Here is a 25,162-nt window from a genome sequence, read left to right as displayed (position 1 = left end):
CGGCGTAGTCAATAAGAATTCGTCCTGTCGCTGAACGGATCGCAGCAAGAGGCTGACGACGCGCAACGGCAAACTCCCCGGAGAACGAGATGAAGAAGATGTTGGCGATTCTGGTGCTGTGCCTGGCTTGCAGCGGCGCTTTCGCGCAAACCGCGCCCCAATCCATGGGCGGCAACCCGCAGCGTATGGCACAAATGGCGCAGCAGTTGCAAAGCCGCTTTGCGAACGCGAACACCACGCAAGACGGCAAGCTCACGCGGCAACAGGCAGCAGCCGGCATGCCGATGGTCGCCCGCTATTTCGACCAGATCGACACCCAGAAGGCCGGCTTCGTGACCTTGCCGCAAATCGAAGCATTCATGCAGGAGCGCGCGGCAGCGCACTGATCCGGGCAATCATCAGAGGGATCGTAAGCACTGTGCCCCTGGCAACCTGATCGCACTGTCCCCGAAAACCGCTATTCTGGTGGCTGATGCGCGCCCAAGGAGCCTACGCATGGATCGACCCGCGAAAATCATCGTGCTCGACGACGAAGCCGAATTGCGCAACATGCTGCAGCGCTTCCTGACAGGACACGGCTTCGAAGTCCGAGTCGTCGAGGACAGCAAGCGCCTCGACCGCTACCTGCAGCGCGAGCCGTACGACCTGCTAGTGCTCGACCTGATGATCGGCGAGGAAAACGGCCTTGAAATATGTGCCCGGCTGCGCGCCGAAGGGCAAACGCTGCCCATCCTGATGTTGACCGCCAAGGGCGACCCGCTCGACAAGGTCGTGGGACTCGAAACAGGCGCCGACGATTACCTCGCCAAACCGTTTCTGCCGCGCGAACTGGTGGCGCGCATCCGCGCCTTGCTGCGGCGCCAGAAGATCGCGTCAGGCGATCCCACGGTGACCTCGCAGACAGTCCGCTTCGGCGACTTCAGCCTCGACCTCGGCAAACAAACGCTCTCGCGCAAGGGCGAGCCGCTCGACATTCACTCCGCGCAGATGCTGCTGCTGGTTGCGCTGGGATCGTCGCCTAACCGGCCGGTGAGCCGCGACAACCTGATTGCGCGAGCCCGCGGCCGCGATCACGATGCGCTGGATCGCAGCATCGACGTGCAGGTGCTGCGCCTGCGCCAGATCGTCGAGGACGATCCGTCCAAGCCACGCTTCATCAAAACCGTGTGGGGCGTCGGTTACATGCTCATCGCCGATGTCGAATCATGAGTCTTGTCATGAAGCGCTTCGCGATGCCCCAGACCCTGCTCGCGCGCAACATCGCCGTATTGATCGTGCTCGTGATGCTGTCGCAGGTGTGTTCGCTGGCGGTCTTGCTGCACTACGTGCAAAAGCCGCGTGTCGAACGCACCGCTACGGTGTTCGCCAGCTACGTCACCACCCTCGACTCGCTCTTCGCAGCCACCCCCGACAACACACGCAACGTGCTGGTGGCGCGCCTCAACCAGGGCGCACAACCACCGGACCTGGATGAACTCGAGCCAAGCTCGAGCCTGCTGCATTTCTACACCACCTATCAGCGCGAAGTGTTTCTGGACGCCCTACGTCAGCATCTGCCTGCCGACATGCTGGTGCGCTGGCAAGCCGTGGGCGGACAGCGTCTGTGGATCCGGATTCATGCGCATGAAACGCCCTATTGGCTCGCGCTGCCGATTCCCGAGGATGCGCGCGGCGCCGGTCTCGACGCGGCCATTCTGCTCTCGCTCGGTCTCGCGGCGGCGGCCGCGCTCACGGGCTACCTGATCCAGCGGCACCTGAACCGGCCGTTGCAAAATCTGGCGCATGCGGCGCGGCGAGTGAGTTCGGGCGAGACTCCGCCGCCGCTGCCGACCGACGGACCCACGGAAATCGCCGAGGTCAGCAGCGCTTTCAATCAGATGACACAAGCGCTGCAGCAAGCCGAAGCGACGCGCGCTGTAATGCTGGCGGGCATCTCGCACGACATCCGCACGCCGCTCACCAAGCTGCGGCTGGCAATGGCCATGGCGATCACCGACCACGGCGACGACAACTTCGTCGTGGCCGCCGAGGCGTATCTCGATCAGATCGAAACCATCCTCCAGCAATTCATGGACTACGCAGGAAGCGGAGAGCGCGAGACGGCGCAACCCGGCGACCTCAACGCGCTGATCAACCGGCTCGCTGCCGATTTCGCGGGGCTGGGCCACGAATTCGAGCTCTCCCTGGGTGCGATACCGTTGGTCGCGTTCCGTCCGATCACCATGATGCGGCTCCTGATGAACCTGATGCAAAACGCCGTGGTGTACGGGCGCGTGGGCCTCGCCGTGCGCACCTGGGTGCAAAGCGGCGCCGTCCATGTCGCGGTTGGCGACCGTGGCGAAGGGCTGGCACCGCACGAGCTCGAAGCCCTGAAGGCGCCATTTCAGCGCGGGCGCAATGCGCGTTCGCAGGCGGGCGGAACGGGGCTCGGACTGGCTATCGTCGAACGTATCGCGCGTTTGCACGGCGGCTCGCTGCAGTTTCACGCGCGCGAAGGAGGCGGACTGGAGGTCTGGGTCGTGATGCCGCTGACGACGTCAGGCCATTAAACAGGTCCAGGTTGCAACGTGTCGCCTGTTTGCAGCATGCGTCTTGATTGTGATTTTCGGTCTCGTACAATGTGGTCCGGTATGCGGTGTTTCGTGACGCGAATCCAGCACTTCACGCGATACGGCACTCGCAGGATGAGCCCCGTCGAGGAGCAAATTTATGGCAAACACCGAGTATTTGTTGTCGCATCAGGACCTCGTCAAAGCGGTCATCATTCATCAGGACATTCATGAGGGATTCTGGCGCCTGAACATCAACTTCAATGTCGCGGCCACACACGGCAGGGAAATGCCGGACCCGTGCGTTGCCGTGACGATTCACGGCATCGGCATCATGAAGGCGGATCCCAACGACGAGATGGCGGTGGACGCGGCGCTCGTCAACCCGGAGAAGATCGTGCCGGTGATCGAGAAGGCGCCGGAGACGCCCACCGGCATGCAATTTTGCCGTGACGTGTATCGCAACGTCGCGGTTCATCTCGACGACGCGGCGAGACCAGCCAACGCCTCGTCAGCGGTCGACCTGCGCACGCAACACAAGTAAGTGGCGATACGTAGCGGCCCTTTCGGGCCGCACGTCAGGTGCGCCGCGCCGCGCGCATCATCCCCACGTACAGCACTGCACCCACTGCGGCGCCGATCAGCCAGCCGAAATTGTTGTCCGGCAAGACGTGCAGCAGTTGCGTGCAGAGTTCCCAGCCTACCGAGATGACGCCGGAAATGACGAGCGCGGAAATGCCGACCTTGTTCCAGCCGCCGTCGTAATAGAAGCGTCCTTTCGGCGACATGCTATACAGCTCGGCCGTTTCGACCTGCTGCTTCTTGATGAGGTAGAAATCCGCCATCATCACGCCGTACAGCGGCGCGAGCACCGAACCGAACACGCTGACGAAGATCGTAATCGCCTTCGGGCTATCGACGAAAATCCACGGACACACGAGCACCGCGAGAATCGAGGCCACCAGGCCGCCTTTCTTGAAGTCGATATGCTTGGGGAACAGGTTCGCAATGTCGTAAGCGGGCGAGACGAAATTGGCCACGATATTGATGCCCATCGTCGCCACGATGAACGTCAGGCTGCCGATCACCACCGCTACCTTGTTCTGGATATGCGCGACGATGGCAACAGGGTCCATGATCATCGAGCCGAACACCGTGGCGCTGCCCGAAGTCACGATCACGGTGATGATGGCGAACACGATGAAATTGACGGGCAGACCGAGGAAATTGCCCACTTTCATCTGACGCTCGCTCTTGGCAAAGCGCGAAAAATCGCCGAAATTGAGCAGCAGCGCAGCAAAATAGCTCACCACCAGCAAGGTGGCGTTGCCCATGCTGGCGAATTGCTCGCTGCCGGAGAGCACTTTGCCGCCGAGTGTCAGGCTCAGACTGCCGAGGCCCGCTTGCGAAAGAATCCACGCCATCAGCGCGAACATCACCACATACACGGCGGGTCCGCAGAAATCGATAAATTTCCGGATCGTCTCCATGCCGCGCTGGAAGATGATCAACTGGAACACCCACATAAACAGGAAGCTGACCCAGCCGAGTCCGTCGAGGCGCAGGAAACTGAAATCATGCAGCGCGGTAGCCGCCGGAAAGAACAGGATGACGAGGGTCGCCACCGCTTTCGACGCAAAATAAGTCTGCACGCCATACCAAACAATGCCCACCACGCCGCGGATCACCGCCGCCAGATTCGCACCCATCACCCCCATACTGACGCGCGCCATCACCGGGAATGGGATGCCATGCACGAAGCTGGGTTTGCCTACCAGGTTCATCAGCACATACACGATCAGGATACCGATGGTTAGCGCAATCAGCACCTGCCAGCCGGAAATGCCGAGCAGAAACAGGCTCGCCGCAAACGTATAGCCGCCCACGCTATGCACGTCCGACATCCACATGGCGAAGATGCAATAGCCGGTCCACGTGCGTTTGTTGAGCGGGACCGGCGCCAGGTCGTGGTTATACAGACGTTCGTCGGTCTGTGCGACATGCCCACCCGCATCGCGGGGGGCGCCACCATCGATAAGCGGTGAGGTCGACATGCCTTCCCCTTTTGCTGTGTCTGACGACGGACCCCGGCGCAATCCGCTGCCGGGCTGTAGAAGGACCGCGCGCCGATCTGCCTGCCGCGAGCCATTGCAACAAGATAGATAGTTCCACGAAAAAAAAGATTGCGCCGTAATAATCGACCCGCACATGCACCAAAGCACAAACTGTGGGATCCTCACCGGTCTCGATGCTTAGGCATGCTAGTGAAGATCGACACGGCCTCTTGCCGCGGTTAGCGCTGCTAACGCTGTTAGCGCGCTCTACTGCAGATGCTGACCGCCGTTGATGGCAATGTTTGCGCCGGTCACGAAGGCCGCCTCGCGCGAGCAAAGATAGAGCACCAGCGCAGCCACTTCGTCGGGCTGGCCGAGCCGCCCAACCGGAATCTGCGGAATGATCTTGCTGTCGAGTACCTCTTGTGGCACGGCCATGACCATTTTGGTGGCGATGAAACCAGGCGACACGGTATTGACCGTCACGCCCTTTTTGGCGACCTCGAGCGCAAGCGACTTCGTAAATCCATGCATGCCGGCCTTGGCAGCAGCATAGTTGGTCTGGCCAAAGCCGCCCTTGGAGCCGATGATGGACGCAATGTTGACGATGCGCCCCCAGCCGCGCTCCACCATGCCGTCGCACAGCGGCTTCGTCATGTTGAACAGCGAATCGAGGTTGGTGCGCAGCACCGCGTCCCAGTTGACCTTGTCGAGCTTTTTAAAGCTCGCGTCGCGCGTGATGCCGGCGTTGTTGACGAGAATGTCGACATTCCCCACTTCGTCCTGAAGCTTCTGGGCACCTTGCTGACAGGAGTCGTAGTCGGCGACGTCCACCTCGTAGGCGGGGAAATGGCGCCCGGCCCCTTCCATACGTTCGAGCCAGCTGGGCACACCGGTGTTGGCGGGTGAATAGGTGACGACCGTCGTATAACCCGCGTCATGCAGCTTCACGGCAATGGCTTCGCCGATCCCGCCCATTCCACCGGTGACCAGCGCAATCTGGTTTGTCATGGAGGCTGCCTCGCGTGAGAGGATTCTGATCCGGTCACCGCGCGTTCAGCCTCGCCAGCCGCTCACCCGGTCGTTGCACCCGATGCTTTCGATGTGTGCGAGAGCACCGCTTCGAAACTGCCTTCGGCCATGTTGACGGCCTGCCGAACCGACTTGTTGACGCTGTCGTACAGCGCGCTGTTCGAATCGATCAGCTTTCTGAGCGCCACGACGGCCGCCTCGGAACCTGCCGGCGCCTGCTTCGAGACGTCGTCGAAAAGCGTTTGCACCCGGCGATTGTGCGCTTCGTATTGCGCCCCTGCAATCGCTGCCAGATCCGCGTGTGCCTTGACGGCGATTTCATACAGACCGCGGTAATACGACTGCGCCCGTTCGGCGAACACGCCATTCGGAGCAGCCTGCTGCGAGACAAACGCTTGCGGGTCAGTGGCGGACAGCAGCGCGTGCGTGACCCCGAGGGCCGACTTCACCGCTTGCACATTCAACTCCGTGAGCTTCTGGAATCCCTCGAATGCCAGATTGGCCACGCCGTAAAACGCTTCGAGATTGGCCTTTTGAGCCGCGGCAAGCTGCTCCGGAAACCATTCATTCATCGTAAAGCTCCTGAAATAGACCCGCCGTTGCGCTCCCATGATGGGTGAGGCCTTGCGAGTCATGGAAGGGCTGGGGGATTGACGAGCGCATTGCAATGTCTCGGTCATCCCCATCATATTTTCTGATTTTAAATAAGCACAACAAACTAACTCACTGCTCTCTCAGGTTTTATAACAGCACGTGCGTTCACTTTAATAAATATCGAATCCTTGCTTTCGTCGGTTCAGTGATTCCTTTCAGCAGCCCTCAGGAACCAATGACCTTCACGGGTCAACCGCGGCAACGACTGACCCGACGACACATGTTCAAGGCTGACGAGACGGTGCGACAGCAGCACGTCGAGATCGGCCCGGTCTACTTCCAGTCGCTCCGTGGCGCCCTTGACCAGCATTAATGTTGCAATTTCATGAGGGCTCAACATCCTCGTCTCCCAAGTTTTAGTTGCCCGTAGCAGGGATGCTGACCGTGGGGCCTCGCATCCCGAACCTGACTCGTTGAACGGATACCGCATAGGTGACGCTTCGCCGGCTCGACGCGCGCATCGCGTCGAAGGAAGTCATCTTAATTCGGGACATCGTAAATGATCAATATGTGGGAAAAAATCTTTTTTGAGACAAATCTCGCTTGAAGATTCCGATGCGCCGCTAAATGCGCAAATTCGGGCTTTCGACGCGGACGGGCGTCAAATGCGGCTGCATAGGACGGCTGAAACACTCGCGGACAAGCTGGCCCCAGGGTAAACGATTGGGTTCGCAGTTTTGGATGCGCGCCAGTCCTATCCGAACCGATGCTCGGCGCCTTCGATGGAAACGCAGTGCAGACGACCGTTTAGAACCTGTCGTGCGATACCTTGCACTCCATATTAGATTCGCGCGGCAAATTGTCTGATAGATAGACGGTCGATGTCACGTAACGGCGAAGTTACGTCGCACATGATGGGAACACGGGAACATCGTCAGCACACCGAACTGCAGGTGCTGCGTTGAAGATGCTCCCTGCTCCGCACGCGATCGCCCGCCGGACAAGCCTTCTCCCCTTTTCATCTGCCACGCGCCGACGCCGCCCGCACGCAGCATGCGTCGCGCATGTGTTGGCTCGGATTTTGCGCCGCTCGCCTGCCCGAGCAAGCCACATTCACGGATGGCGCTACCGCGCTCAACGCTAAAAAACGGCGTCGCACACACGCGCGACATCGGGCCCGGAGCAAACATTTCTGCAAGACGGATCCGATCAGCGGTTTTCCGGGGGCACTGATTACACCTTTGACCAATCAGGACGCGATTCCCATCGCGAAAGGACTAATCATGGCTCCCTTCAAACACACTCTTGTTGCATCGGCGAGCGTAATCCTATTGTGGTCGCTCGCTACGTCATGTCAGGCAGGCGATGTCTCGACCATGACTCCCACTTCATTTCCAGAAAGCGGATGGACGGGCACCGGCCTGCCCGGGTCAGGCTTCCCGTGGAGCGGCACAGGTTCCGTCGGGCAAGGCGGTTCGCCCGGAAGCGGTTCTGGCGGCGCTACGTCAGGGGCCAGTTCCGGCTCCAGTTTGGGTGGTGGCTCAGCATCGGGCTATGGCTGGGGCAGCGGTTCAGCGTGGGCTTCCGTCGGAGGCTCGCCATGGGGCGGCGGAACGGGCTCCGGGGCTGGTTCTGGGTCCGGCGCCGGCGGAGGAGACGGTGGTGGTTCCGGTGATGGCGGTCATGGAGGTTGGGGGACGGGGTCAGGTGGTTCGGGCGGAAGCCCCGGTGGAAATGGTGGCAGCGGCGGATCCGGTGGAAGCGGTGGAAGCGGTGGAAGCGGAGGCTCAGGCGGATATGGTGGTGGCGGTAGCGGCGGCAATGGCGGATCCGGCGGTAACGGAGGTTCTGGTGGTAATGGTGGCGGTGGATACGCTGGCGGTGGCTCGGGTGGCTCAGGTGGCTCGGGCGGAGACGGAGGTTCCGGTGGCAACGGCGGCTCGGGTGGTAATGGCGGCGGCGGACACGCTGGCGGTGGCTCGGGCGGCTCCGGTGGCTCAGGCGGCTCCGGTGGTAGCGGCGGCAACGGAGGCTCCGGCGGCGGCGGATACGCCGGTGGCGGCTCGGGTGGAAACGGCTCCGGCAACGGCAATCAGATCACCAGCGGCCTCCTCGACCCGATCGTGGATCTGGTGGTCAATGTCGGCGCGATCAGCGTGCCGATTGTGCCGATCACCGTCGGCAACAACAGCGGCAGCGGAAACGGCAACGGCGTAGGGACCGGAACGAGCGGCGGCAAAGGCAGTTCGGGGGCAACGGGCGTCGGCGGCGCCAGCAATCTCCTGGCACCCCTTACCAGCTTGCTAGGCGGTCTGCATATCGCGCCAGTCTCCGGCGGCACGCAAAGCGGTAGCGGCGGCAGCAGCAGCCCGGTCGCGCCTCTCACCACTTTGTTAGGTGGCCTGACCGGTGTGCTGGGCGGGGGAACCTCGACGAACATCCTGGGCGGCAGCGGCTCGCATGGGTCGTCGACGGGCACCAGTTCCTCGAGCAGCCCGGTGGCACCGCTGACCACGCTCGTCACCACCCTCACCAGCACCCTCAGCGGGGCTGCTGGCGGAACCGGTGGCGCATCGTCCCTGCTCTCTCCGGTCACCAGCCTGCTCGGCGGTTTGACAGGGGGAACCAGCGGCGGCGGCAGCTTGCTGTCGACACCCACGCTACCGAAGCACTAGCGAGTAACGCGTGAAAGACCCGGGCGTCACGCTCCTGACGCCCGGGACACGATCTCAAACGCAACAACCGGCTACGACGATTCCCCCGCCGCCGGCTCCGGTTCATGCGAAAGCCGCGCCTTCGCATGCCGCATCTTCTCCAGCGTCTTCGGGCCAAGCTTGAGCGCCACGCCAATCGCAAGCGCATCCATGATGCACAGGTGCACCAGCCGCGACACGCCCGGCGTATTCGGATCGATCGCGCTCGGCACGCGCAACAACAGCGGGACATCCACCAGCCACGCGAGCCGCGAGCCGACATTGGTCAACGCAATCGTCGTCGCGCCACGCTCCTTGGCGATCTGAATGCTCTCGTTCACCTCGACGCTGCGTCCCGAGTGCGAAATCGCAAATGCCACATCGCCGGGATCGAGCAGCCCGGCATAGAGCCGCTGCAAATGACCATCGGTAAACGCGCTCGCGGCGATATCGAGGCGGAGAAAACGCAGTGCGGCATCCTGGGCAACCAGTCCCGAACCCGAGCCCACGCCAAAGAAATACACGCGGCGCGCGCCCGCCAACGCGGCAATCGCCGTCTCCACGACCACCGGATCGAGCGCCCTGCGCGCATGCGTGATGGCTTCCACGGCCGCCTCGCCGACCTTGTCAAGCAGCGTCTGGATGTCGTCATCCCGCGCCACGGCCGTGGATGCATACGGCAAGCCTCCCGCCACGCTCTGCGCCAGTTGCATCTTGAAGTCGCGCAGACCATTCGCTCCGACCGCACGGCAAAAGCGCGTCACCGAAGGCTCGGACACCTCCGCGCGCTGCGCGAGCTCGGTGATGCTCGCGCGCATCGCAAAGTCGACGTCGCTCAGCACCATGTCGGCGACCTTGCGCTCAGCGGGACGCAGCTGGGCCAGGGCACCTCGAATGTGGGGAATCAGGTTGGGAGCGGACACCCGTGCGTTCCTTAAGGGTTCAAATTCTCGAATCCGCGAATTGCGCGAGAAGAGCCGGGCCGTCCCAGGTTTTCCGCCCCGCAGGAAGTCCCTTCGGGGGATCGCTCCCCGTCGGGGGCCCGGCGCGAAGCGCCAGCTTCAAGGGGCGCCCGTACTTCCGCGGCCACACGCGGTTTCAGGCAAGCCTGCGTCCACTCTCCGTATCGAACAGATGAATATGCCCGGCCGGCAAGCGCAGCGCCACGCGCTGACCGGGTTCGACGATCGCGCGTTGCCGCATCGTCACGCACCAAGTGCTGCCGCCTATCTTCCCGTACAGGTGTGTCTCGGCGCCGGTCGGCTCGACCACTTCGACTTCCATGGATACGCCATCCGGCGAGGCCAGCGTTTCGATATGCTCGGGCCGAATGCCCAGCGTCACCTTCGCGCCGGATCTGGCGGAGACCGGTGTCTGCGGTAACGCCACCTCGGTACCGTCAGCCAGTTTCAGTGCGAGACCATTCGCGCCGCTCACCAGCACGCCCTCGGCGAAATTCATCGAAGGCGAGCCCAGAAAACTCGCGACAAACAGGTTCGCCGGACGGTCGTACAGATCCAGCGGCCGGCCAATCTGCTCGATCCGTCCCGCGTTCATCACGACGATCCGGTCAGCCATCGTCATGGCTTCGATCTGATCGTGGGTAACGTAAATCACCGTGTTCTTCAGGCGTTGATGCAGCGCCTTGATCTCGGTGCGCATCTGCACGCGCAGCTTGGCGTCGAGATTCGACAGCGGCTCGTCGAACAGGAACAGCGACGGTTCGCGGACCACCGCGCGGCCCATGGCCACGCGCTGGCGCTGCCCGCCGGACAGCGCGCGCGGCAGACGGTCGAGGTATCCACTCAGATTGAGCATCTTCGCCGCGGCTTCGATGCGCGGCTTGAAACTGCCGGACGACTCCTTGCGAATGCGCGGCCCGAACGCAATGTTTTCGTAGACCGACAGATGCGGATACAGCGCGTAGCTCTGGAACACCATGGAGATATTGCGCTGCTGCGGCGCGAGGCTATTGGCACGCGTGCCGCCAATCATCAGATCGCCGCCGCTGATCTCTTCGAGACCGGCCACCATGCGCATCAGCGTGCTCTTGCCGCACCCGGACGGCCCGACCAGCACGACGAATTCGCCGTCGTCGATATCCAGATCGATGCCATGCACCACCTGGGTGTCGCCGTAACGCTTGAAAATGCCGCTCAGTTGCACTGCTGCCATGCTGTCCTCATCGTCGTCCGGTGCCGCCGCGAGGCGCGGCGCACCACGTTCACTGGTTCAAAGCGTTTCGAGCGTCAATTCCTCGGCCATCAGCCGGTTGCCCGCCATCAGGCCGCCGTCGACCGGCAGCGCGACGCCGGTAATCACGCGCGCCATCGGCGAGGCGAGAAACTGCACCGCGTCGGCGATGTCGTCCGGCGTCGCGAAGTCGCCCAGCGGATAGTATTTCTTGAGGTTTTCGAACACCTGCGGATTCTTGTCGACCCGCGCCTGCCAGGCTCTCGTCTTCACGGTGCCCGGACACACGATATTGGCGCGGACGCCGTACTTGCCCAATTCCAGCGCCAGCGCCTTCGTATAGCTGATCAGGCCGGCCTTCGCCGCGCTGTAAGCCGGATGGCCGAGCGAGGCCAGGCCGTTCACCGAGCCGATCAGCACCAGCACGCCCTGGCGGCGCTCGATCATCGAGGCGCGCACCGCTTCCACCGTGTAGAAGGTGCCGTTCAGGTTCAGGTTGACGTCGCGCTGCCAGCTTGCGATATCGGTGGTTGCCAGCGTCGGCGCCTTGGCGCCGCCCGCGTTGGCGACCAGCACGTCGACCGGCCCACGCAGCTTGACCGCCTGCGCGACCGCTTGCTGAACCGCGGCGGCGTCCGCCAGATCGGCCACGACCGGCGTGACACGGTCTGCGCCCAAGGCGGCGGCGAGCGCGTCCAGCGCCGCCGCGTCGAGGTCGAGTGCGAGCACGTGGTCGCCGAGTTCGACGAACCGCCGGCACAGCGCACTACCGATTCCACCACTCGCGCCCGTCACCAGAACCACTCGATTCATGACATTCCTCACCGTTTACCTGCTGGATATCCGCTGAAATCGCTGTAAATTTCCAACACAACCCACTCGAATCGCCTATCTGAGTGCGTCCCCGAATCCTCCGTCCGCCCTCGCACCGCACAAAATACGCCTTCTTTACAGCATCTTATGCAAAAACGGCGCGGAGAAAAAATATCGTAGACCCTACGTGACAACATTTTTTTACTCCTGTAGGATTTTTTCAAACAATTTGACAACCCAGCAGCCGGCGACGGCAGCAGACCACCCCAGGAGAGAGAAATGTCGTTGCAAGCCCGTGCTTCCTTTGCGCTCGGCAAGATGGCCGTAGCGCTCGCGTTTGCAGGTATGGCCGTGGCGGCGCACGCCGACACGGTCCGCGTCACCGTCGCCCATTACAGCGACGGCACGGCGCCGTACTTCGAAAAAGTGGCCAAGGAATTCGAAAAGGCCAACCCTGGCACGACCATCAAGATCGAAGACGTCAGCTGGGACACGCTGCAACAGAAGCTGCAAACGGACATCACGGGTGGCGCCAATGCCGACCTGGCGATCGTCGGCACCCGCTGGCTGCTCGATTTCGTGAAGGACGACGTGGCTGAGCCGCTCGACGGCTACATGGACGCGAGCTTCAAGAGCCGCTTCATCGGCCCGTTCCTCGCGCCGGGTGAGATCAACGGCAAGGTCTACGGTCTGCCGATCGCCGCTTCGGCCCGCGCCCTGTACTACAACAAGGATCTGCTGGCGAAGGTCGGCTATCCGAACGGCCCGAAGACGTGGAATGACGTGATCGATGCGTCGAAGAAGCTGAAGGCGCAAGGCATTGCCGGCTTCGGTCTGCAAGGCAAGGAAATCGAAACGGACGTGTACTTTTACTACGCGCTGTGGAGCTACGGCGGCGACGTGGTGGGCAAGGACGGCAAGGCCGCATTCAACTCGCCGGCTGGCGTGAAGGCTGCCACGCTCTATAAGACGCTGATCGACGACGGTCTGACGGAACCGGGCGTGACCGGCTATAGCCGCGAAGACGTGCAGAACCTGTTCAAGCAGGGTCGCGTCGCCATGGTGATTTCGGCTCCGTTCCTCTCGAAGCAGATCAAGAAGGAAGCGCCGAACCTGAAGTACGGCATCGACCCGATCCCGATGGGTACGAAGAACGCCACGTATGCCGTGACGGACTCGATCGTGATGTTCAAGAACTCGAAGGTGAAGAAGGAAGCCTGGAAGTTCCTCGACTATCTGTTCACGAAGGAACCGCGCGTGCAGTTCACCAGCTCGGAAGGTTTCCTGCCGACCACGAAGGCCGAAGCAGGCGACCCGGCGTTCAACGATCCTGACACGAAGGCGTTTATCGCGCTTCTGCCGAGCGCGCACTTTGCGCCGACCATCACGGGTTGGGAAGACACCGCCAAGGCCGTATCCGACGCAATGCAGTCGATCTACCTCGGCAAGGCGCAACCGGCAGCAGCCCTCAATGCGGCTGCCGCAAAGGCCGACGAGTCGCTTGGCAAGTAATGCCGGAGCATGCCGGGCTGATGCCCGGCAAACGTAATACCGCGTCAATGTAGACTGGCGCGCGCTGCTGCTGACAGTTGGCGCGCGCCGCGTTGTACCCGGCCCATCCCGTTGCGCCAGCCTCGCGGCTGAATCGAGTTCCCGGCGCGACTTACGATCGAGCACGCATGAGCCGTCCTGCTTCCCTGCGCCTGTCGGCGCCCTGGCTGCTGATTGCGCCGAGTCTGGTACTCGCGCTGTTCATCATCAGCTATCCGATTTTCAACATCGTGTATCAGTCGCTGCACGATGTGTCGCGCTTTGGCGCGATCCGCGACTTCACCGGTCTGAAGAACTTCTACACCGTCTTCGCGGACCCCGAGTTTCTCGGCGCGCTGAGGCGCACGATCTACTGGACATTCTTCGTAGTGGGCGGCACGGTCCTGATCTCGGTGCCCGTTGCACTGGTCCTCAATCAGGACTTCTATGGACGCGGTGTCGCGCGCACCATCGTCATGTTGCCGTGGTCGGTTTCGCTGACCATGACCGCCGTGGTGTGGCGCTGGGCCTTCAACGACGACTACGGCATGGTCAACGTCACGCTGCATCGGCTCGGGCTGATCAACGGGCCGATTCATTGGCTCGCCACGCCGGAGCTCGCTTTTCCGGTGGAAATCGGCGTCGGCATTCTGGTGTCGATTCCATTCACCGTGACCATCCTGCTCGGCGGCCTCTCGTCCGTTCCGGGCGATATCTACGAAGCGGCGCGCATCGACGGTGCCAGCGCCTGGCAGCAGTTCCGCAAATTGACGTTGCCGCTGCTCAAGCCGTTCGTCAACATGGCGATCCTGTTGAATGTCATTTACGTGTTCAACTCGTTCCCGATTATCTGGGTCATGACGCAAGGCGGCCCCGATGAAAGCACGCACATTCTCGTCACCTATCTGTACGAAGTCGGTTTCCGGCTCGGCCGTCCGGGTCAGGCTGCCGCGGTGTCGCTCATCATGCTGGTGATGCTGTTCGCGTTTTCCATGCTGTATCTGCGCATGCAGCCGAAGGAAGGAGAAAACGCATGAGCCTCAAGATGAAACGCACGCTATGGTGCTGGCTCGCGCTGTCTCCGCTGATCGTGCTGGTGCTGTTTCCGTTTGCGATCATGCTGTTTACCGCGCTCAAACCGGCCACCGAGGTGTTTGTGTATCCCGCGCGCTGGTTGCCGGTGCATTGGCAATGGAGCAACTTCGTCGACATGTGGGAGGCCGCCAACTTCGGCGTGGCCTTGCGCAACAGCGTGGTCATCAGTCTGCTTTCCATGGCGCTGGCGCTGGCGGTCAGCCTGCCGGCCGCCTACGCACTGGCGCGCTTTCCGTTCAAGGGCCGCGGCGTGTACCGGCAGTTCCTGCTCGTCACGCAGATGCTCTCGCCTATCTTGCTGGTAGTGGGTCTGTTCCGGCTCGCCGCGATGATTCCTTACGGCGACGGCAACCTGGTGGATTCGAAGCTCGCGGTGATCGTCTCGTATGCGGCGTTCAATATCGCGTTCGCGGTGTGGATGCTGTCGTCGTACTTTCAGACGGTGCCACGCGATCTGGAAGAGTCGGCGTGGCTCGAAGGCTGCGGACGCGCCAAGGCCGTGTTCAAGGTGTTCTTGCCGTTGGCCGTGCCGGCGATTGTCGTCACCGCGATTTTCACGTTCATCAACGCGTGGAATGAATTTGCGGTGGTGTACACGCTGATCCGTTCACCGGAGAACAAGACGCTGACCGTGCAGGTGACCGATATGGTGGCCGGCAAATACGTCGTCGAATGGCATCTGGTGATGGCCGCGACGTTGTGTGCGACCTTGCCGGTTTCGGTGGTGTTCGCGTGGTTGCAGCGGTATCTCGTCAAAGGCCTGGCTTTGGGCGCGGTGAAGTAAGCTCAGCTCGCGTTTTTCAGCACGAGCCGCGCTTCCAGGCCGCCGCCGGGCCGGTTGTGCAACGACAGTACCGCATCCATCGCCAGCGCGAGTTGCCGGGCAATCGCCAATCCCAGCCCGGTGCCGCCCGTCTGCCGGTTACGCGACCCTTCCAGCCGGACGAACGGCTCGAACACCGCTTCCAGCGATTCCGCCGGAATGCCGGGGCCGCGATCGAGTACCGAGATCGTCACCTGCCCGCCCGGCGACGCCGCCACCGCGATTTCGGCGGCTCCGCCGAACTTCAATGCGTTATCCACGAGGTTGCCGACGATCCGGCGCAATGCCTGGGGACGCGTGACCAATGACGTGGCAACCTGGCCGTGCAACGACACTTCCTTGCCCGCGTCCAGATAGTCGCAAACCAGGCTGTCGAACAGCGCATCCGGATCGACCCGCAGCGGCACTTCAGTTGCACCGTGCATGGTGCGGGCATACGTCACCCCTTCCTTGACCATCGTTTCCATTTCGTGCAGATCCTGCTGCAGCTTGGCGCCCTGCGCGTCGTCGTCCATCACGTCGACCCGCAAACGCATGCGGGTGATCGGCGTCTGCAAGTCGTGCGAAATCGCCGCCAGGATCTGCAGGCGTTCGGTCATGTACATCTTTACGCGGTCTTGCATCGCGTTGAAAGCGCGTGCCGCGCGGGCCACTTCGTCGGGTCCTTCCTCGGGCAGACGTTCCGCTTTCAGGTCGGGACCTAGCGTGTCGGCCGCGCGCGCCAACTGGCTCAGCGGGCGCGTCGCCACCCGGACCGCCAGCCAGCAGCAGGTGCCGAGCACGATCAGTTGCAGCACCAGCACCACCGGCAACCAGGGCGACAACGGTGCGCCCGCCATGGGCCGGTAGTCGATCGTGAGCGGTGTGCCGTCGCTCAACTGCAGATGAACCTGCAGACGATCGGGGTCTCCTGGAACGGCATTCGCGGTCAGCGTATAGCGTTTGCCGATACCGTTCTGAATCGATTGAGCCACGCGTGCGGATAGCTCGGCATCCGGCGCCGCGCCGGGAACGCCTGGGCCGAGAATGAAGCCGTATGAGCGCCGCACGAGGCGCGGCAACCATTCGGCACGCTCGTCAGGCGGCAGATGGTCGAGCAGCGCGACGGAACTCGTCACCTCCCGCTCGATGTATCCCATCATCACATTGTTCATGGTCTGATCGCGCTCGGTCATGGTGAGCCAGACCGACAGGGTCTGCGCCAGCGCGAGGCCGACCAGCAGGATCAGCGCGAGCCTTGCAAACAGCGTGCGTGGCCAATGCAGCCATGCATTCAGCTTCATGGATTGTCCTCGCTCATGGTCACGGCCGCTGAAAACACATAGCCTTCGCTGCGCAACGTCTTGATGTAGCGAGGCTCGCGCGCCGTGTCCTGCAGGCGCTGCCGCAGGCGGCTGACCAGCAGGTCGATCGAGCGGTCGAACGGATCGGCCTGACGGCCTTGCGTCAGGTTGAGCAACTGGTCCCGCGTGAGCACGCGTTGGGGATGATCGAGGAACACGCGCAGCAGCCGGTACTCCGCGCCGCTCAGCGCCACCATGGTGCCCTCGGCGTCGAGCAGATGGCGCGCCGTGGTGTCGAGCCGCCAGTCGCCGAAGCCGATCATCAGCGCGGTTTCCGTCACCTGCATGCCGGGCGGCAGCATCCGCGCGCGCCGCAGCACGGAGCGAATGCGCGCCAGCAACTCGCGCACTGCAAACGGCTTGGTGAGGTAGTCGTCGGCACCCATCTCCAGTCCGACGATGCGGTCCGTCTCTTCGCTACGGGCAGTCAGCATGAGCACCGGCACCGAGCGAAACTTGCCCGCGCGCAATTCGCGGCACAGCACGAGGCCATCCTCGCCTGGCATCATCAGGTCCAGCACGATGAGGTCGGGCGGGCCCTGCTCCAGCACAGCGCGCATCTGGCGGCCGTTGGCGGCGAGCGAGACGCGCATGCCGTTCTTCTCGAGATAGTCCGCGATCAATTCGCGGATGCCGCGATCGTCGTCGACGATCAGCACATGGTCGATGGTTTCCATCAAGCGATTAGTCCTTGCGGAGATTGAGGCGTGCTCGCGTCACGTTGATCAGCGAACACTGCACGGGATGCGCCATCTCCGCTGCAAATCCGCCCGCGAGGAACACGAACACCGTCAGCAGCCGGCGCATCCGCCCGCCACGGCGCACGGGTTCGTGCGCGTCGTCGGACTGGCCTCCAGCGTATACGGATCGATGCTGTACAGGCAACCCGCGTGTGCGGACAACGGCAACCGCGGGTTGTGTCGACTCGGTGGTCATAAAGCGCTCCAGGCGTAGGGCATGTCTGCTTTATAGCCTGGCTTACAGGACGCTTTGTATCCCAATGTATCTGCACCTTCCCCCGACACAAAACATTGCACCCATGCGATCTGAAGCCCTTGGGGCCGGATACGAACGGGCGTTCCAATCGTCGTATTCCCCGCCCGGATTCGTATCGCAATGTATCCACGGGGCGAAGCGATACAGAACATTGCAATACGCGGCTTTCCCGACACAAGCGGGATACGTCCCGGCGTTTTAATGCATCAACGCCGGATGACAGATCCAGCCAACCTCGCAGCGCAGAAACAGAACCGCTGCGTGCTGATGTCCCGGCACCTTACTTCTTATCTATGGCTCACGGAGAACACGATGAAAGCTTCCATGATGGCTTTGGCCTTCGCTGCATTCGCTACGACTGGCATCGCTCACGCTGCGGATTCAGCGGCGCTCAACGGCGCAGTATCGAACGTCGCGCAGACCCAGCAAAACAGCGTGACGCCGAAAACCCGCGCAGAAGTCCGTCACGAACTCGCACTGGCAGAAAAGGACGGCGAACTGGCCCGCCTGCAGAGCCTGTATCACGGCAACTGAACGTTTGGGTTGGACTGCCGGACAACGCCACCCAGGCCGGTTTAGCGCGAGCCGCCGCGGCGAACAGGTCCGCGCCCACGATGCATGCCGCGCCGTTGCGATAGACTCCTGTCGTATCGGAGGGTGTCATTGTGTCCAACCTGAAAGTCAGACTGATCGGCTTCAACGCAGCTTGCATTCTGGCCTGCGCGTCGATCCTCGCGCACGCTGCTTCACCCGCTTCTTCGCCCGCTGCGGCGTCCAGCGTCAATGCCCCGAGCGAGCCAGCCAGCGCGGTCACCGCGGCGACATTGGCGGAGCGGCCTGTTGTAGGCGACGACCCGGTTGCCATTAGAGACGCGCTCGCGAAACACGGTGTTCATGGCAACGCGCCGTCGTTGCGCGATCGCCTGCGCGCGCTGATTCCATCCCGCAAGTCGCAGGACGATCGCGACCTGACCCAGGCCAGCCTCGACCGCCCACTGATCTTCGTGGTGCCCATCCCTTACGGCGTGCTGTACCGCTCGAATAGCCACGTGCTGACGATCGACGCGGACCTCTCGAGCGAGGATATCCCCAACGCCATCCTGCTGAAGAAAACCGTCAACGGACCCGATGGCCGCGGCCTGACCGTGGCGCCGGAAGCGAAGGCGAAGGGTTTTATCCAACAGATCGATGTGATCGCACTCAAGTCCGACGCAAGCGGTAGAACGCGCGTCCATGGACACCTCACGCTCCCGCCGTCGACGTTCGCCAAGGTGGATGGCGACTTCGCGATTGCGTTGATGTGCACGCTAAGTGCGCCTTACCTGAGCGACCGGCACGACCATAGCGATCCGACCGACGATGAACCGACCGACATCACCACCCGCGCCTCGACGCTCTACACCAACGTCGGGGCAGTCTGGTTGATCAGCCCGCAGACGGGCACTGTGCTATCGAAGAACCTGCATCTGTCGAAGTGATGCAGTCGTGCGGTGTCGGCGCGCACGACCTGCGCGCCGACAGCGCATGACCCGTCGTCACGGAACGCTGCAAGCGCTCCGCCTGCCGGTCTCATCTCAGGCCGACTGAGCCTGAATCTGAAACTGCGTGCTGGTGCCCGCGAGCGCCTGGCGCAATGCCTGCGCCAGTTCGCCGGCGGCAAACTTGGCGATATAGCCGTTGGCGCCCGCGTTCCTGACGTGCGCTTCGTTGGCCGCTCCGGTCAACGACGAATGAATCACAACCGGAATGTCACGCGTCCGTGCATCGCCCTTGATGTGTCGCGTCAACGTGAAGCCGTCCATTTCCGGCATCTCCAGGTCCGTCAGTACGAGCGCGATCTTGTCGCGCACCCGCACCTTCTCGACCTGAGCTTCGCGGGCGATCTGCTGCAACATGGTCCACGCCTCAGCGCCGGTCTTCGCCATGATGTACTCGGCACCGATCGCGTCGAGAGCCTGCTCGATCAGCTTGCGTGCGAATCCCGAGTCGTCGGCCGCGAGAATCTTTGCGCCGGCCGGCATGCAAAGATGATCGCCGACGGCTTTCGGGTCGACCGCCGGATGCTGTGTCGGAAAGACATCGCGCAAGACCTGCTCGACGTCGATGACCTGCGCGAGACGCGAGTCGCCCGTGTTGCCGTCGATACGCGCGATGCTCGTCACCGATCTCCCGCCGGCGGCGCCTTCGGCGGTCAGCACCTGATTCCATTCGAGCCGCACGATGTCGTCCACTTCCTCGACCGCAAAAGCCTGGGTAGAGCGTGCGAACTCGGTCACCAGCAGGATATTCAGACCGCGCGTCGGCTCGCAGCCCATCAGCCGCGGCAGGTCGATCACGGGAATGATCTGGCCGCGAATATCGACCGCGCCCATCACGAACTCCGAGGCGCCCATGATGGGCGTGATCGATGGCATTGTCGAAATCTCGCGGATCTTGAAGACGTTGATGCCGTATAGCTCGTGCGCGTCGCTGTCGGGAACGGAGCCCAGACGAAACAGCAGTAATTCGAATTTGTTCGAACTGGTCAAGCTCGTGCGTTCGTCAGCCACACGCAGATCTGTCGCCATACCTTTTTCTCCCGCTCGATTTTCGGGTACAGCGCATGGATGTCGCCGTGACACCGATCGAACGCCTCCCTCATAGCGGGTTATCGGCCCGCTACGCGTAAAGTTCAGCGCTGCGTGTCATTCGGTATGGCTTTTCGCGCCGACTCAGGGTTTCCGAGTAGCGCGCAAACGTTAGCTATTCAGTCATGCATAACGTTAGAAGCTGTCCCACTCACCGCCCGCAGGGATGTGCGCGAGTGAGACGGGCTGCGCGGCGGGCCGCTTTGCGCTTGCCGTAGCAGTGGCTCTCGCCCGCGCCGGAGTCGCCGCCGTGCGCGTTGGCATGACAGGCCGGCTGAGCTCCGCCTCGTGCGACGCGTTCAACCTGAACATCGAAACGGAGGCTTTCAGATCGGCCGCCTGCGACTCGAGGGAACTGGCGGCTGCCGCTGCCTGCTCGACCAGCGCCGCGTTCTGTTGCGTGACTTCGTCCATCTGCGTGACGGCCTGGTTGACCTGACCGATACCCTTGCTCTGTTCCTGCGAGGCGGCGGTGATTTCACCCATGATGTCGGTCACCCGCCTGATTTCATGGGTGATCTCGCGCATCTTCGTGCCCGCTTCCTCCACATGACCGGCACCCGCCCGGACCCGCTCCACCGAATCGTGGATCAGTTCCTTGATCTCCTTGGAGGCCGTCGACGAACGTTGTGCAAGCGAGCGCACTTCCGAGGCCACGACCGCAAAACCGCGCCCTTGCTCACCGGCGCGCGCCGCTTCGACAGCCGCATTCAGCGCAAGGATGTTGGTCTGGAAAGCGATGCCTTCGATGATGCCGACGATGCTGGCGATCCTGTCCGAACTGGCGTTGATCCCTTCCATGGTTTGCACCACGCGCGACACGACCGCGCCGCCCTGCTCCGCCACCTCGGCGGCCTGAGCCGCGAGCTGGTTGGCCTGGCTGGCGTTGTCGGCATTCTGGGTAACTGTCGAGGTCAATTGCTCCATGCTGGCCGCGGTTTCCTCGAGCGAAGCGGCCTGCTCTTCGGTGCGCTGCGACAGGTCCTGGTTGCCGGCCGCAATCTGATGCGTAGCCGTGGCAATCGTTTCGGCGGACATCTTGATCGTGCCGATCGTCTGGGTGAGTTGCTCCTGCATGCGCTTCATCGAAAACAGCAGACTCGAGCGGTCGCCCGGCGCCGTCTTTACCACGGCAGTCAGATCGTTATTGGCAATCTGGTTGGCAATGGCGGCGGCGTAGGACGGCTCGCCGCCCAGTGAACGCAGGATGCTCCGGTTGAGCGTCAACACCACCGCTGACAGCGCGGCGGCCAGCACCGCCAGCAGCCCAAGGCTCTGAAACAGCGTCGAGCGGAAGGCCGCGTCGATGTCGTCGACATAGAGGCCCGTCGTGAGAATCCAGTTCCATTGCGGATAAATCACGTTGTAAGCAATCTTCGGCGAGGCATCCGGGCTGCCCGGTTTCACCGCCGAGTACGCGGTAAAGCCCTTACCGTCGCGCTTGATGAGCGCAACGATATCCCGGAAGACATAGACGCCGTTTGGGTCGTGGTAGTCGCTGACGTCCTTGTTGGTCCACTCCGGCCGGGTTGCATGCATCAGGACCGTCGGGTGAGGATCGACGATCTGAAAATAGCCGTCCTGGCCGTAGCGCATGTTGCGCACGCTATCCATGGCCCGCTTCTGGGCTTCCGCCACCGGTATCGTGCCCGCCGCCGCCTCGTCGCCAAACGTTTTGACGACACCCAGCGCGATCTCCGTCGCATGCTTCAGATCCGCCTGGCGTTCGTCCAGCCGCGTCGCTCTGGTCTGATACGCGTTGTAGACCGAGATTCCGGCGAGACATACGAGGCTCAGGATCAGCGGCAACCAGAGCTTCTGGACAAAAGACAGTTTCATACCTACGGCTTCCTTGCATGAATGACGCGAGCGGGAAAACGCCACGGGATAGGGATAAACGATTCCTCAGATAAATAACGGCAAACGTTTGCCCACACTTGAATAAATATTGCGGGCGGGATCGTTTTCCGTTGTTGCACGACGCCACAGGTCATTGCGAGCCGCTATCTGACGAGATCGTCGAGGCGCTCGTCGTCGATGCCTGTGGGTTCCAGGTGGGCGGTGACATCGGCGGAGTCGAACAACCGCTGCACCGTCTTCTCCGCCCGATCGCTGATAGCGTGGCCCTCCGCGACGCTGAGCGCGCCGTCGACCTCCACATGAAACTCGACGAACACCCGGTCGCCGCCGTTGCGTGTGCGGATATCGTGAACCGCCTGCACGCCGTCGCACCCCTGCACCGCCGCTTCGATACGCGCACGATCCGCGGTATCCAGTTCGCGGTCGAGCAACTGGATCAACGCCTGCAGGGCCATGCCGCGTGCATTCCACAGTATGTAGACGGAGATGGCCAACGCGCCGATCGCGTCGGCGCGGGTCCAGCCAAGAAAGTGGTCGAGCAGCAGCGCGATCAGAACGGCGATATTGACGGCCACGTCCGTGACGTAGTGAGCCCGATCCGCGGCGGCTTCGGCCTTGCCGTGTCCGTATCGATGCCCCCGATCGACCGGCCGCGCGGCGTAGCGGACCCCGGCGAAGGTCACGGTAGACGCGACGACATCCACGAGGCCATCCGCCGCGGACGTCAGCAGGGAAATCGAGCCCGTTGCAACCCACGCCCAGACCTTGACCACGACCAGGCCGAGCGCAACTGCCAGGGCAAGAATCGAGGCCATGCGCCGCAGCGCGCCATCGGACATCGTTTCGGACATCGGTTTGATCTCTCTCCTGCTACGTTGAACGAAGGCGACACCCTATTCTGACCGGTTTATCCGGGCCCAGGTGTGAGTGAGGACGTTGCACCGTCCTCAGCACCTTCCAGCAAGACCTCCGTCACTGCCGCGGAAAACCGTTTGGGTTGACCTTCGACGAGGACCCGCTCCGGGTTTGACGGATCCCGCTCGATGCTGGGCAGTCCGTGCGCCTTGAGCGCGCGAGCACAACCGGCCCAGTCGGGATTGACAGACCCGGCCGGCTCGTTGACCGATGCCCACGACAAGGTGCCGAGCACATCGTCGCCGAAGCCTTGCGTCTCGCGCCAGCTTGCGCCGTGAGCCAGCAGGAAAGCGGTCAGGTCCGCGTCGCCATGAAAGACCGCGTGGTTCAGCGCAGTGGCGTCCCAGTCTCCTCCGCGCGCGCCGATGGGCCAGCCGAGTTCGACCATGACCTTGACCGCCGCGCTGGCGCCCCATGCCGCGGTATCGGGCAGGAGCCGAAGCCGATCCTCCGCCAGCGAGCCGGGAAGATCCGGGCGACGCGCCTGAATACGGCGCGCCTCGATCGCGTCCGCGCGGGCACAGGCCGCCACGAACTCAGCATCGGCGGTGAGCTTTTCTTCGACTCCGCGGGCGCGCAAAAGCGCCACGATTTCCGGTAGACCGACCTGCATCGCCAGTTGATAGGCGCTGATGCCAGCGGGCGTGCGCGCCAGAGGATCGGCGCCCGCCGCAAGCAGCGCCGCGATATGGCGCGGCGATCGGCGTACCGCGATTGCACGCAGCAACGGCGCTCCCCAGGCTTTCGTGGGCCCTGCGCCGGCCGGCTCGTTCGCGTCGCCGCCGTGCGCCAGCAGCAGTTCGAGAGCGAGCGGATCCGGCATGTCGAGTGCGCGCCGCAAGGCATTCGTGCTGGCCACGCGCGCTCCGTGGCGCAATAGCAGACGCGTACAGTCGGGGTTTTCCAGCGAGTGATAGAGCGATTCACCGTCATTGGGATCGGCGCCGGCCTGCAGCAGCATTTCCGTGAGAGCCGGATCGCGGATAACGCCGGCGGCGCCGTAAAGGGCAGACAGGGGCTCGGTTTCGTCGGGGTTGCTGAGGGACGCCGGCGGCAGGCGGTTGCCAATCCGCTGATTGGGATTGGCGCCGCGATGCAGAAGATGCTGCACGCACTCGCGTAGCCGCGCGGTGAATTCCGGCAGTTGTCCCAGGCATGACTGCGTCACCGCGACAAGCGGCGGCAGGTTCAGCGGGCCGCCCGCGCGATTGATCCAGTCTGGATCGGCGCTCGCGGTTCGCGACACGACCTCGAGATGCCCCGTCGCGCAGGCGACGTACGCGTCGGCGGCGAGCAAGCCGGCGTGTTCCTGCAAGAGTTGAACGGCGACGCGTGGCCGCGCCGCGTTATAGGTGCCGGTGACGTCGCCGCCATAAGCGAGGCCAAGCCAGCGGCGTATCAGAGCCGCCTGCTCGTGATGCGCGAACTCGCTGGTCTCGACATACAGGTTGAGGTCCGACCAGGACGCAAAGCCATATTCGCGCGCGATGCAGGACTGCGCATCATGGAGGCGCAGTTGCAACGCGATGACTTCATGCTCGGTTCGATGGGCGGCGGCAGGAAGACTTTGGACGAAGCGCGCGACGGCGGTTGCATCGCCATTGCGGTAGAGGCGCAACAACGCCTTCGCCTGCTTCTTCAAGTGCTCAAGACTGGCCTTGGGGGGCAGCTTTTTCATGACGGATCCTCGTGCATTGAATGGCCGAAGGTCCGCAATACCGCCAGCACAAAGGATGGTGAGCGATGTGACGCACTGCAACAGGTGGGTTCAACCCTTTCCGCGGACCCGGAAGCGGCCTGGCCGCTATCAGGATGCTAGGCGATGCTGCGCAACGCCGTCAACCCGGACGCGTTTTGGGCCGTGCCGTGCCGGCTTGATTTCCGTTCGGAGGTCTTAGCAATTCGTGCTGCCAGACAGCATGAAGATGCCTACGTTGTGCGCTTTTGACATGGACGTTATCCCTAGCTAGTTGTCAAAAAAACGACACTCGTTAAGACAACTCATTGCATGCGCAACCAGTTATGCACCTTTATCGTAGAATCTT

The 25,162-nt window shown here is 62.6% G+C and carries 25 protein-coding genes; 11 read left to right on the top strand and 14 right to left on the bottom strand.

What is annotated here, in order from left to right; genetic code table 11:
• Positions 1-89: 89 nt before the first annotated feature.
• The 4 genes from P3T43_RS05950 to P3T43_RS05935 all read left to right on the top strand — a co-directional run bounded on the left by P3T43_RS05950 (position 90) and on the right by P3T43_RS05935 (position 3,093).
• Complete coding sequence (locus P3T43_RS05950) at positions 90-386, top strand: EF-hand domain-containing protein (RefSeq protein ID WP_429280110.1); 297 nt, start codon at positions 90-92, stop codon at positions 384-386.
• A 109-nt stretch (positions 387-495) separates the two neighbouring features.
• The gene (locus tag P3T43_RS05945) at positions 496-1,209 is read left to right on the top strand and encodes a response regulator (RefSeq protein ID WP_429280109.1); all 714 of its coding nucleotides are present in this window, start codon (positions 496-498) and stop codon (positions 1,207-1,209) included.
• The gene (locus P3T43_RS05940) at positions 1,206-2,549 is read left to right on the top strand and encodes an ATP-binding protein (RefSeq protein ID WP_429280108.1); all 1,344 of its coding nucleotides are present in this window, start codon (positions 1,206-1,208) and stop codon (positions 2,547-2,549) included. The genes P3T43_RS05945 and P3T43_RS05940 overlap by 4 nt, the downstream gene beginning before the upstream one ends.
• A gap of 160 nt (positions 2,550-2,709) precedes the next feature.
• A complete protein-coding gene (locus P3T43_RS05935) occupies positions 2,710-3,093 on the top strand; it encodes a hypothetical protein (RefSeq protein WP_429280107.1) in 384 nt (127 codons plus the stop codon).
• 34 nt (positions 3,094-3,127) lie between these two features.
• On the opposite strand, the gene P3T43_RS05930 is transcribed toward P3T43_RS05935, so the two are convergent.
• From P3T43_RS05930 to P3T43_RS05915, 4 genes are all read right to left on the bottom strand, one after another.
• The gene (locus P3T43_RS05930) at positions 3,128-4,603 is read right to left on the bottom strand and encodes an NCS1 family nucleobase:cation symporter-1 (protein WP_429280106.1); all 1,476 of its coding nucleotides are present in this window, start codon (positions 4,601-4,603) and stop codon (positions 3,128-3,130) included.
• A gap of 267 nt (positions 4,604-4,870) precedes the next feature.
• Positions 4,871-5,614 (bottom strand): acetoacetyl-CoA reductase, encoded by a 744-nt coding sequence (gene phbB, locus P3T43_RS05925; protein ID WP_429280105.1) that lies wholly within the window; start codon positions 5,612-5,614, stop codon positions 4,871-4,873.
• A gap of 62 nt (positions 5,615-5,676) precedes the next feature.
• Positions 5,677-6,207 carry a TIGR01841 family phasin gene (phaP, locus tag P3T43_RS05920; protein WP_429280104.1) on the bottom strand — a complete coding sequence of 177 codons (531 nt, stop codon included), beginning with the start codon at positions 6,205-6,207 and terminating at the stop codon, positions 5,677-5,679.
• 224 nt (positions 6,208-6,431) lie between these two features.
• Entirely contained in the window at positions 6,432-6,629 is a 198-nt protein-coding gene (locus P3T43_RS05915) for a hypothetical protein (RefSeq protein WP_429280103.1), read from the bottom strand.
• A 1,154-nt stretch (positions 6,630-7,783) separates the two neighbouring features.
• On the opposite strand from P3T43_RS05915, the gene P3T43_RS05910 reads away from it, so the two are divergent.
• Both P3T43_RS05910 and P3T43_RS05905 read left to right on the top strand, forming a co-directional pair.
• Positions 7,784-8,446 (top strand): hypothetical protein, encoded by a 663-nt coding sequence (locus tag P3T43_RS05910; RefSeq protein WP_429280102.1) that lies wholly within the window; start codon positions 7,784-7,786, stop codon positions 8,444-8,446.
• On the top strand, positions 8,386-8,904 hold the full coding sequence (locus P3T43_RS05905) for a hypothetical protein (RefSeq protein ID WP_429280101.1): 519 nt from the start codon (positions 8,386-8,388) through the stop codon (positions 8,902-8,904). The genes P3T43_RS05910 and P3T43_RS05905 overlap by 61 nt, the downstream gene beginning before the upstream one ends.
• A 71-nt stretch (positions 8,905-8,975) precedes the next feature.
• Here the strand turns inward: P3T43_RS05905 and P3T43_RS05900 are convergent, their stop codons facing one another.
• The 3 genes from P3T43_RS05900 to P3T43_RS05890 all read right to left on the bottom strand — a co-directional run bounded on the left by P3T43_RS05900 (position 8,976) and on the right by P3T43_RS05890 (position 11,928).
• A complete protein-coding gene (locus tag P3T43_RS05900) occupies positions 8,976-9,845 on the bottom strand; it encodes a MurR/RpiR family transcriptional regulator (protein WP_429280100.1) in 870 nt (289 codons plus the stop codon).
• Positions 9,846-10,020: 175 nt separating this feature from the next.
• On the bottom strand, positions 10,021-11,097 hold the full coding sequence (locus P3T43_RS05895; RefSeq protein WP_429280099.1) for an ABC transporter ATP-binding protein: 1,077 nt from the start codon (positions 11,095-11,097) through the stop codon (positions 10,021-10,023).
• 57 nt (positions 11,098-11,154) lie between these two features.
• Positions 11,155-11,928 (bottom strand): SDR family oxidoreductase, encoded by a 774-nt coding sequence (locus P3T43_RS05890; protein ID WP_429280098.1) that lies wholly within the window; start codon positions 11,926-11,928, stop codon positions 11,155-11,157.
• A gap of 279 nt (positions 11,929-12,207) precedes the next feature.
• On the opposite strand from P3T43_RS05890, the gene P3T43_RS05885 reads away from it, so the two are divergent.
• The 3 genes from P3T43_RS05885 (at position 12,208) to P3T43_RS05875 (ending at position 15,337) form a co-directional block, all read left to right on the top strand.
• Complete coding sequence (locus P3T43_RS05885) at positions 12,208-13,440, top strand: ABC transporter substrate-binding protein (protein WP_429280097.1); 1,233 nt, start codon at positions 12,208-12,210, stop codon at positions 13,438-13,440.
• Positions 13,441-13,607: 167 nt separating this feature from the next.
• Positions 13,608-14,495 carry a carbohydrate ABC transporter permease gene (locus P3T43_RS05880; RefSeq protein ID WP_429280096.1) on the top strand — a complete coding sequence of 296 codons (888 nt, stop codon included), beginning with the start codon at positions 13,608-13,610 and terminating at the stop codon, positions 14,493-14,495.
• Positions 14,492-15,337 carry a carbohydrate ABC transporter permease gene (locus P3T43_RS05875; protein WP_429280095.1) on the top strand — a complete coding sequence of 282 codons (846 nt, stop codon included), beginning with the start codon at positions 14,492-14,494 and terminating at the stop codon, positions 15,335-15,337. The genes P3T43_RS05880 and P3T43_RS05875 overlap by 4 nt, the downstream gene beginning before the upstream one ends.
• A 2-nt stretch (positions 15,338-15,339) precedes the next feature.
• Here P3T43_RS05875 and P3T43_RS05870 read toward each other — a convergent pair whose 3' ends face one another.
• From P3T43_RS05870 to P3T43_RS05860, 3 genes are read right to left on the bottom strand one after another with little or no spacing between them, the layout of a single operon-like run.
• Complete coding sequence (locus P3T43_RS05870; protein WP_429280094.1) at positions 15,340-16,659, bottom strand: sensor histidine kinase; 1,320 nt, start codon at positions 16,657-16,659, stop codon at positions 15,340-15,342.
• The gene (locus P3T43_RS05865) at positions 16,656-17,396 is read right to left on the bottom strand and encodes a response regulator (protein ID WP_429280093.1); all 741 of its coding nucleotides are present in this window, start codon (positions 17,394-17,396) and stop codon (positions 16,656-16,658) included. Before P3T43_RS05865 ends, P3T43_RS05870 begins: the two co-directional genes overlap by 4 nt.
• A gap of 7 nt (positions 17,397-17,403) precedes the next feature.
• Positions 17,404-17,655: a hypothetical protein gene (locus P3T43_RS05860; RefSeq protein ID WP_429280092.1), complete on the bottom strand. Its 252-nt coding sequence runs from the start codon at positions 17,653-17,655 to the stop codon at positions 17,404-17,406.
• Between the two features lie 372 nt (positions 17,656-18,027).
• Here P3T43_RS05860 and P3T43_RS05855 point away from each other — a divergent pair, with 372 nt between their 5' ends.
• Positions 18,028-18,249 (top strand): DUF4148 domain-containing protein, encoded by a 222-nt coding sequence (locus tag P3T43_RS05855; protein ID WP_429280091.1) that lies wholly within the window; start codon positions 18,028-18,030, stop codon positions 18,247-18,249.
• A 131-nt stretch (positions 18,250-18,380) separates the two neighbouring features.
• Entirely contained in the window at positions 18,381-19,193 is an 813-nt protein-coding gene (locus tag P3T43_RS05850; RefSeq protein ID WP_429280090.1) for a hypothetical protein, read from the top strand.
• Positions 19,194-19,289: 96 nt separating this feature from the next.
• Here P3T43_RS05850 and P3T43_RS05845 read toward each other — a convergent pair whose 3' ends face one another.
• The 4 genes from P3T43_RS05845 to P3T43_RS05830 form a co-directional block, all read right to left on the bottom strand.
• Complete coding sequence (locus P3T43_RS05845) at positions 19,290-20,282, bottom strand: chemotaxis protein CheV (RefSeq protein ID WP_429280089.1); 993 nt, start codon at positions 20,280-20,282, stop codon at positions 19,290-19,292.
• 195 nt (positions 20,283-20,477) lie between these two features.
• Positions 20,478-22,181: a methyl-accepting chemotaxis protein gene (locus P3T43_RS05840; RefSeq protein WP_429280088.1), complete on the bottom strand. Its 1,704-nt coding sequence runs from the start codon at positions 22,179-22,181 to the stop codon at positions 20,478-20,480.
• Positions 22,182-22,345: 164 nt separating this feature from the next.
• Positions 22,346-23,053 (bottom strand): cation diffusion facilitator family transporter, encoded by a 708-nt coding sequence (locus P3T43_RS05835; RefSeq protein ID WP_429280087.1) that lies wholly within the window; start codon positions 23,051-23,053, stop codon positions 22,346-22,348.
• Positions 23,054-23,109: 56 nt separating this feature from the next.
• A complete protein-coding gene (locus tag P3T43_RS05830) occupies positions 23,110-24,795 on the bottom strand; it encodes an ankyrin repeat domain-containing protein (protein ID WP_429280086.1) in 1,686 nt (561 codons plus the stop codon).
• Positions 24,796-25,162 lie beyond the last annotated feature (367 nt).

This window comes from Paraburkholderia sp. GAS41, from assembly GCF_050436545.1.
Lineage (GTDB): Bacteria > Pseudomonadota > Gammaproteobacteria > Burkholderiales > Burkholderiaceae > Paraburkholderia.
This window is presented reverse-complemented; position numbering and strand designations above follow the sequence as displayed.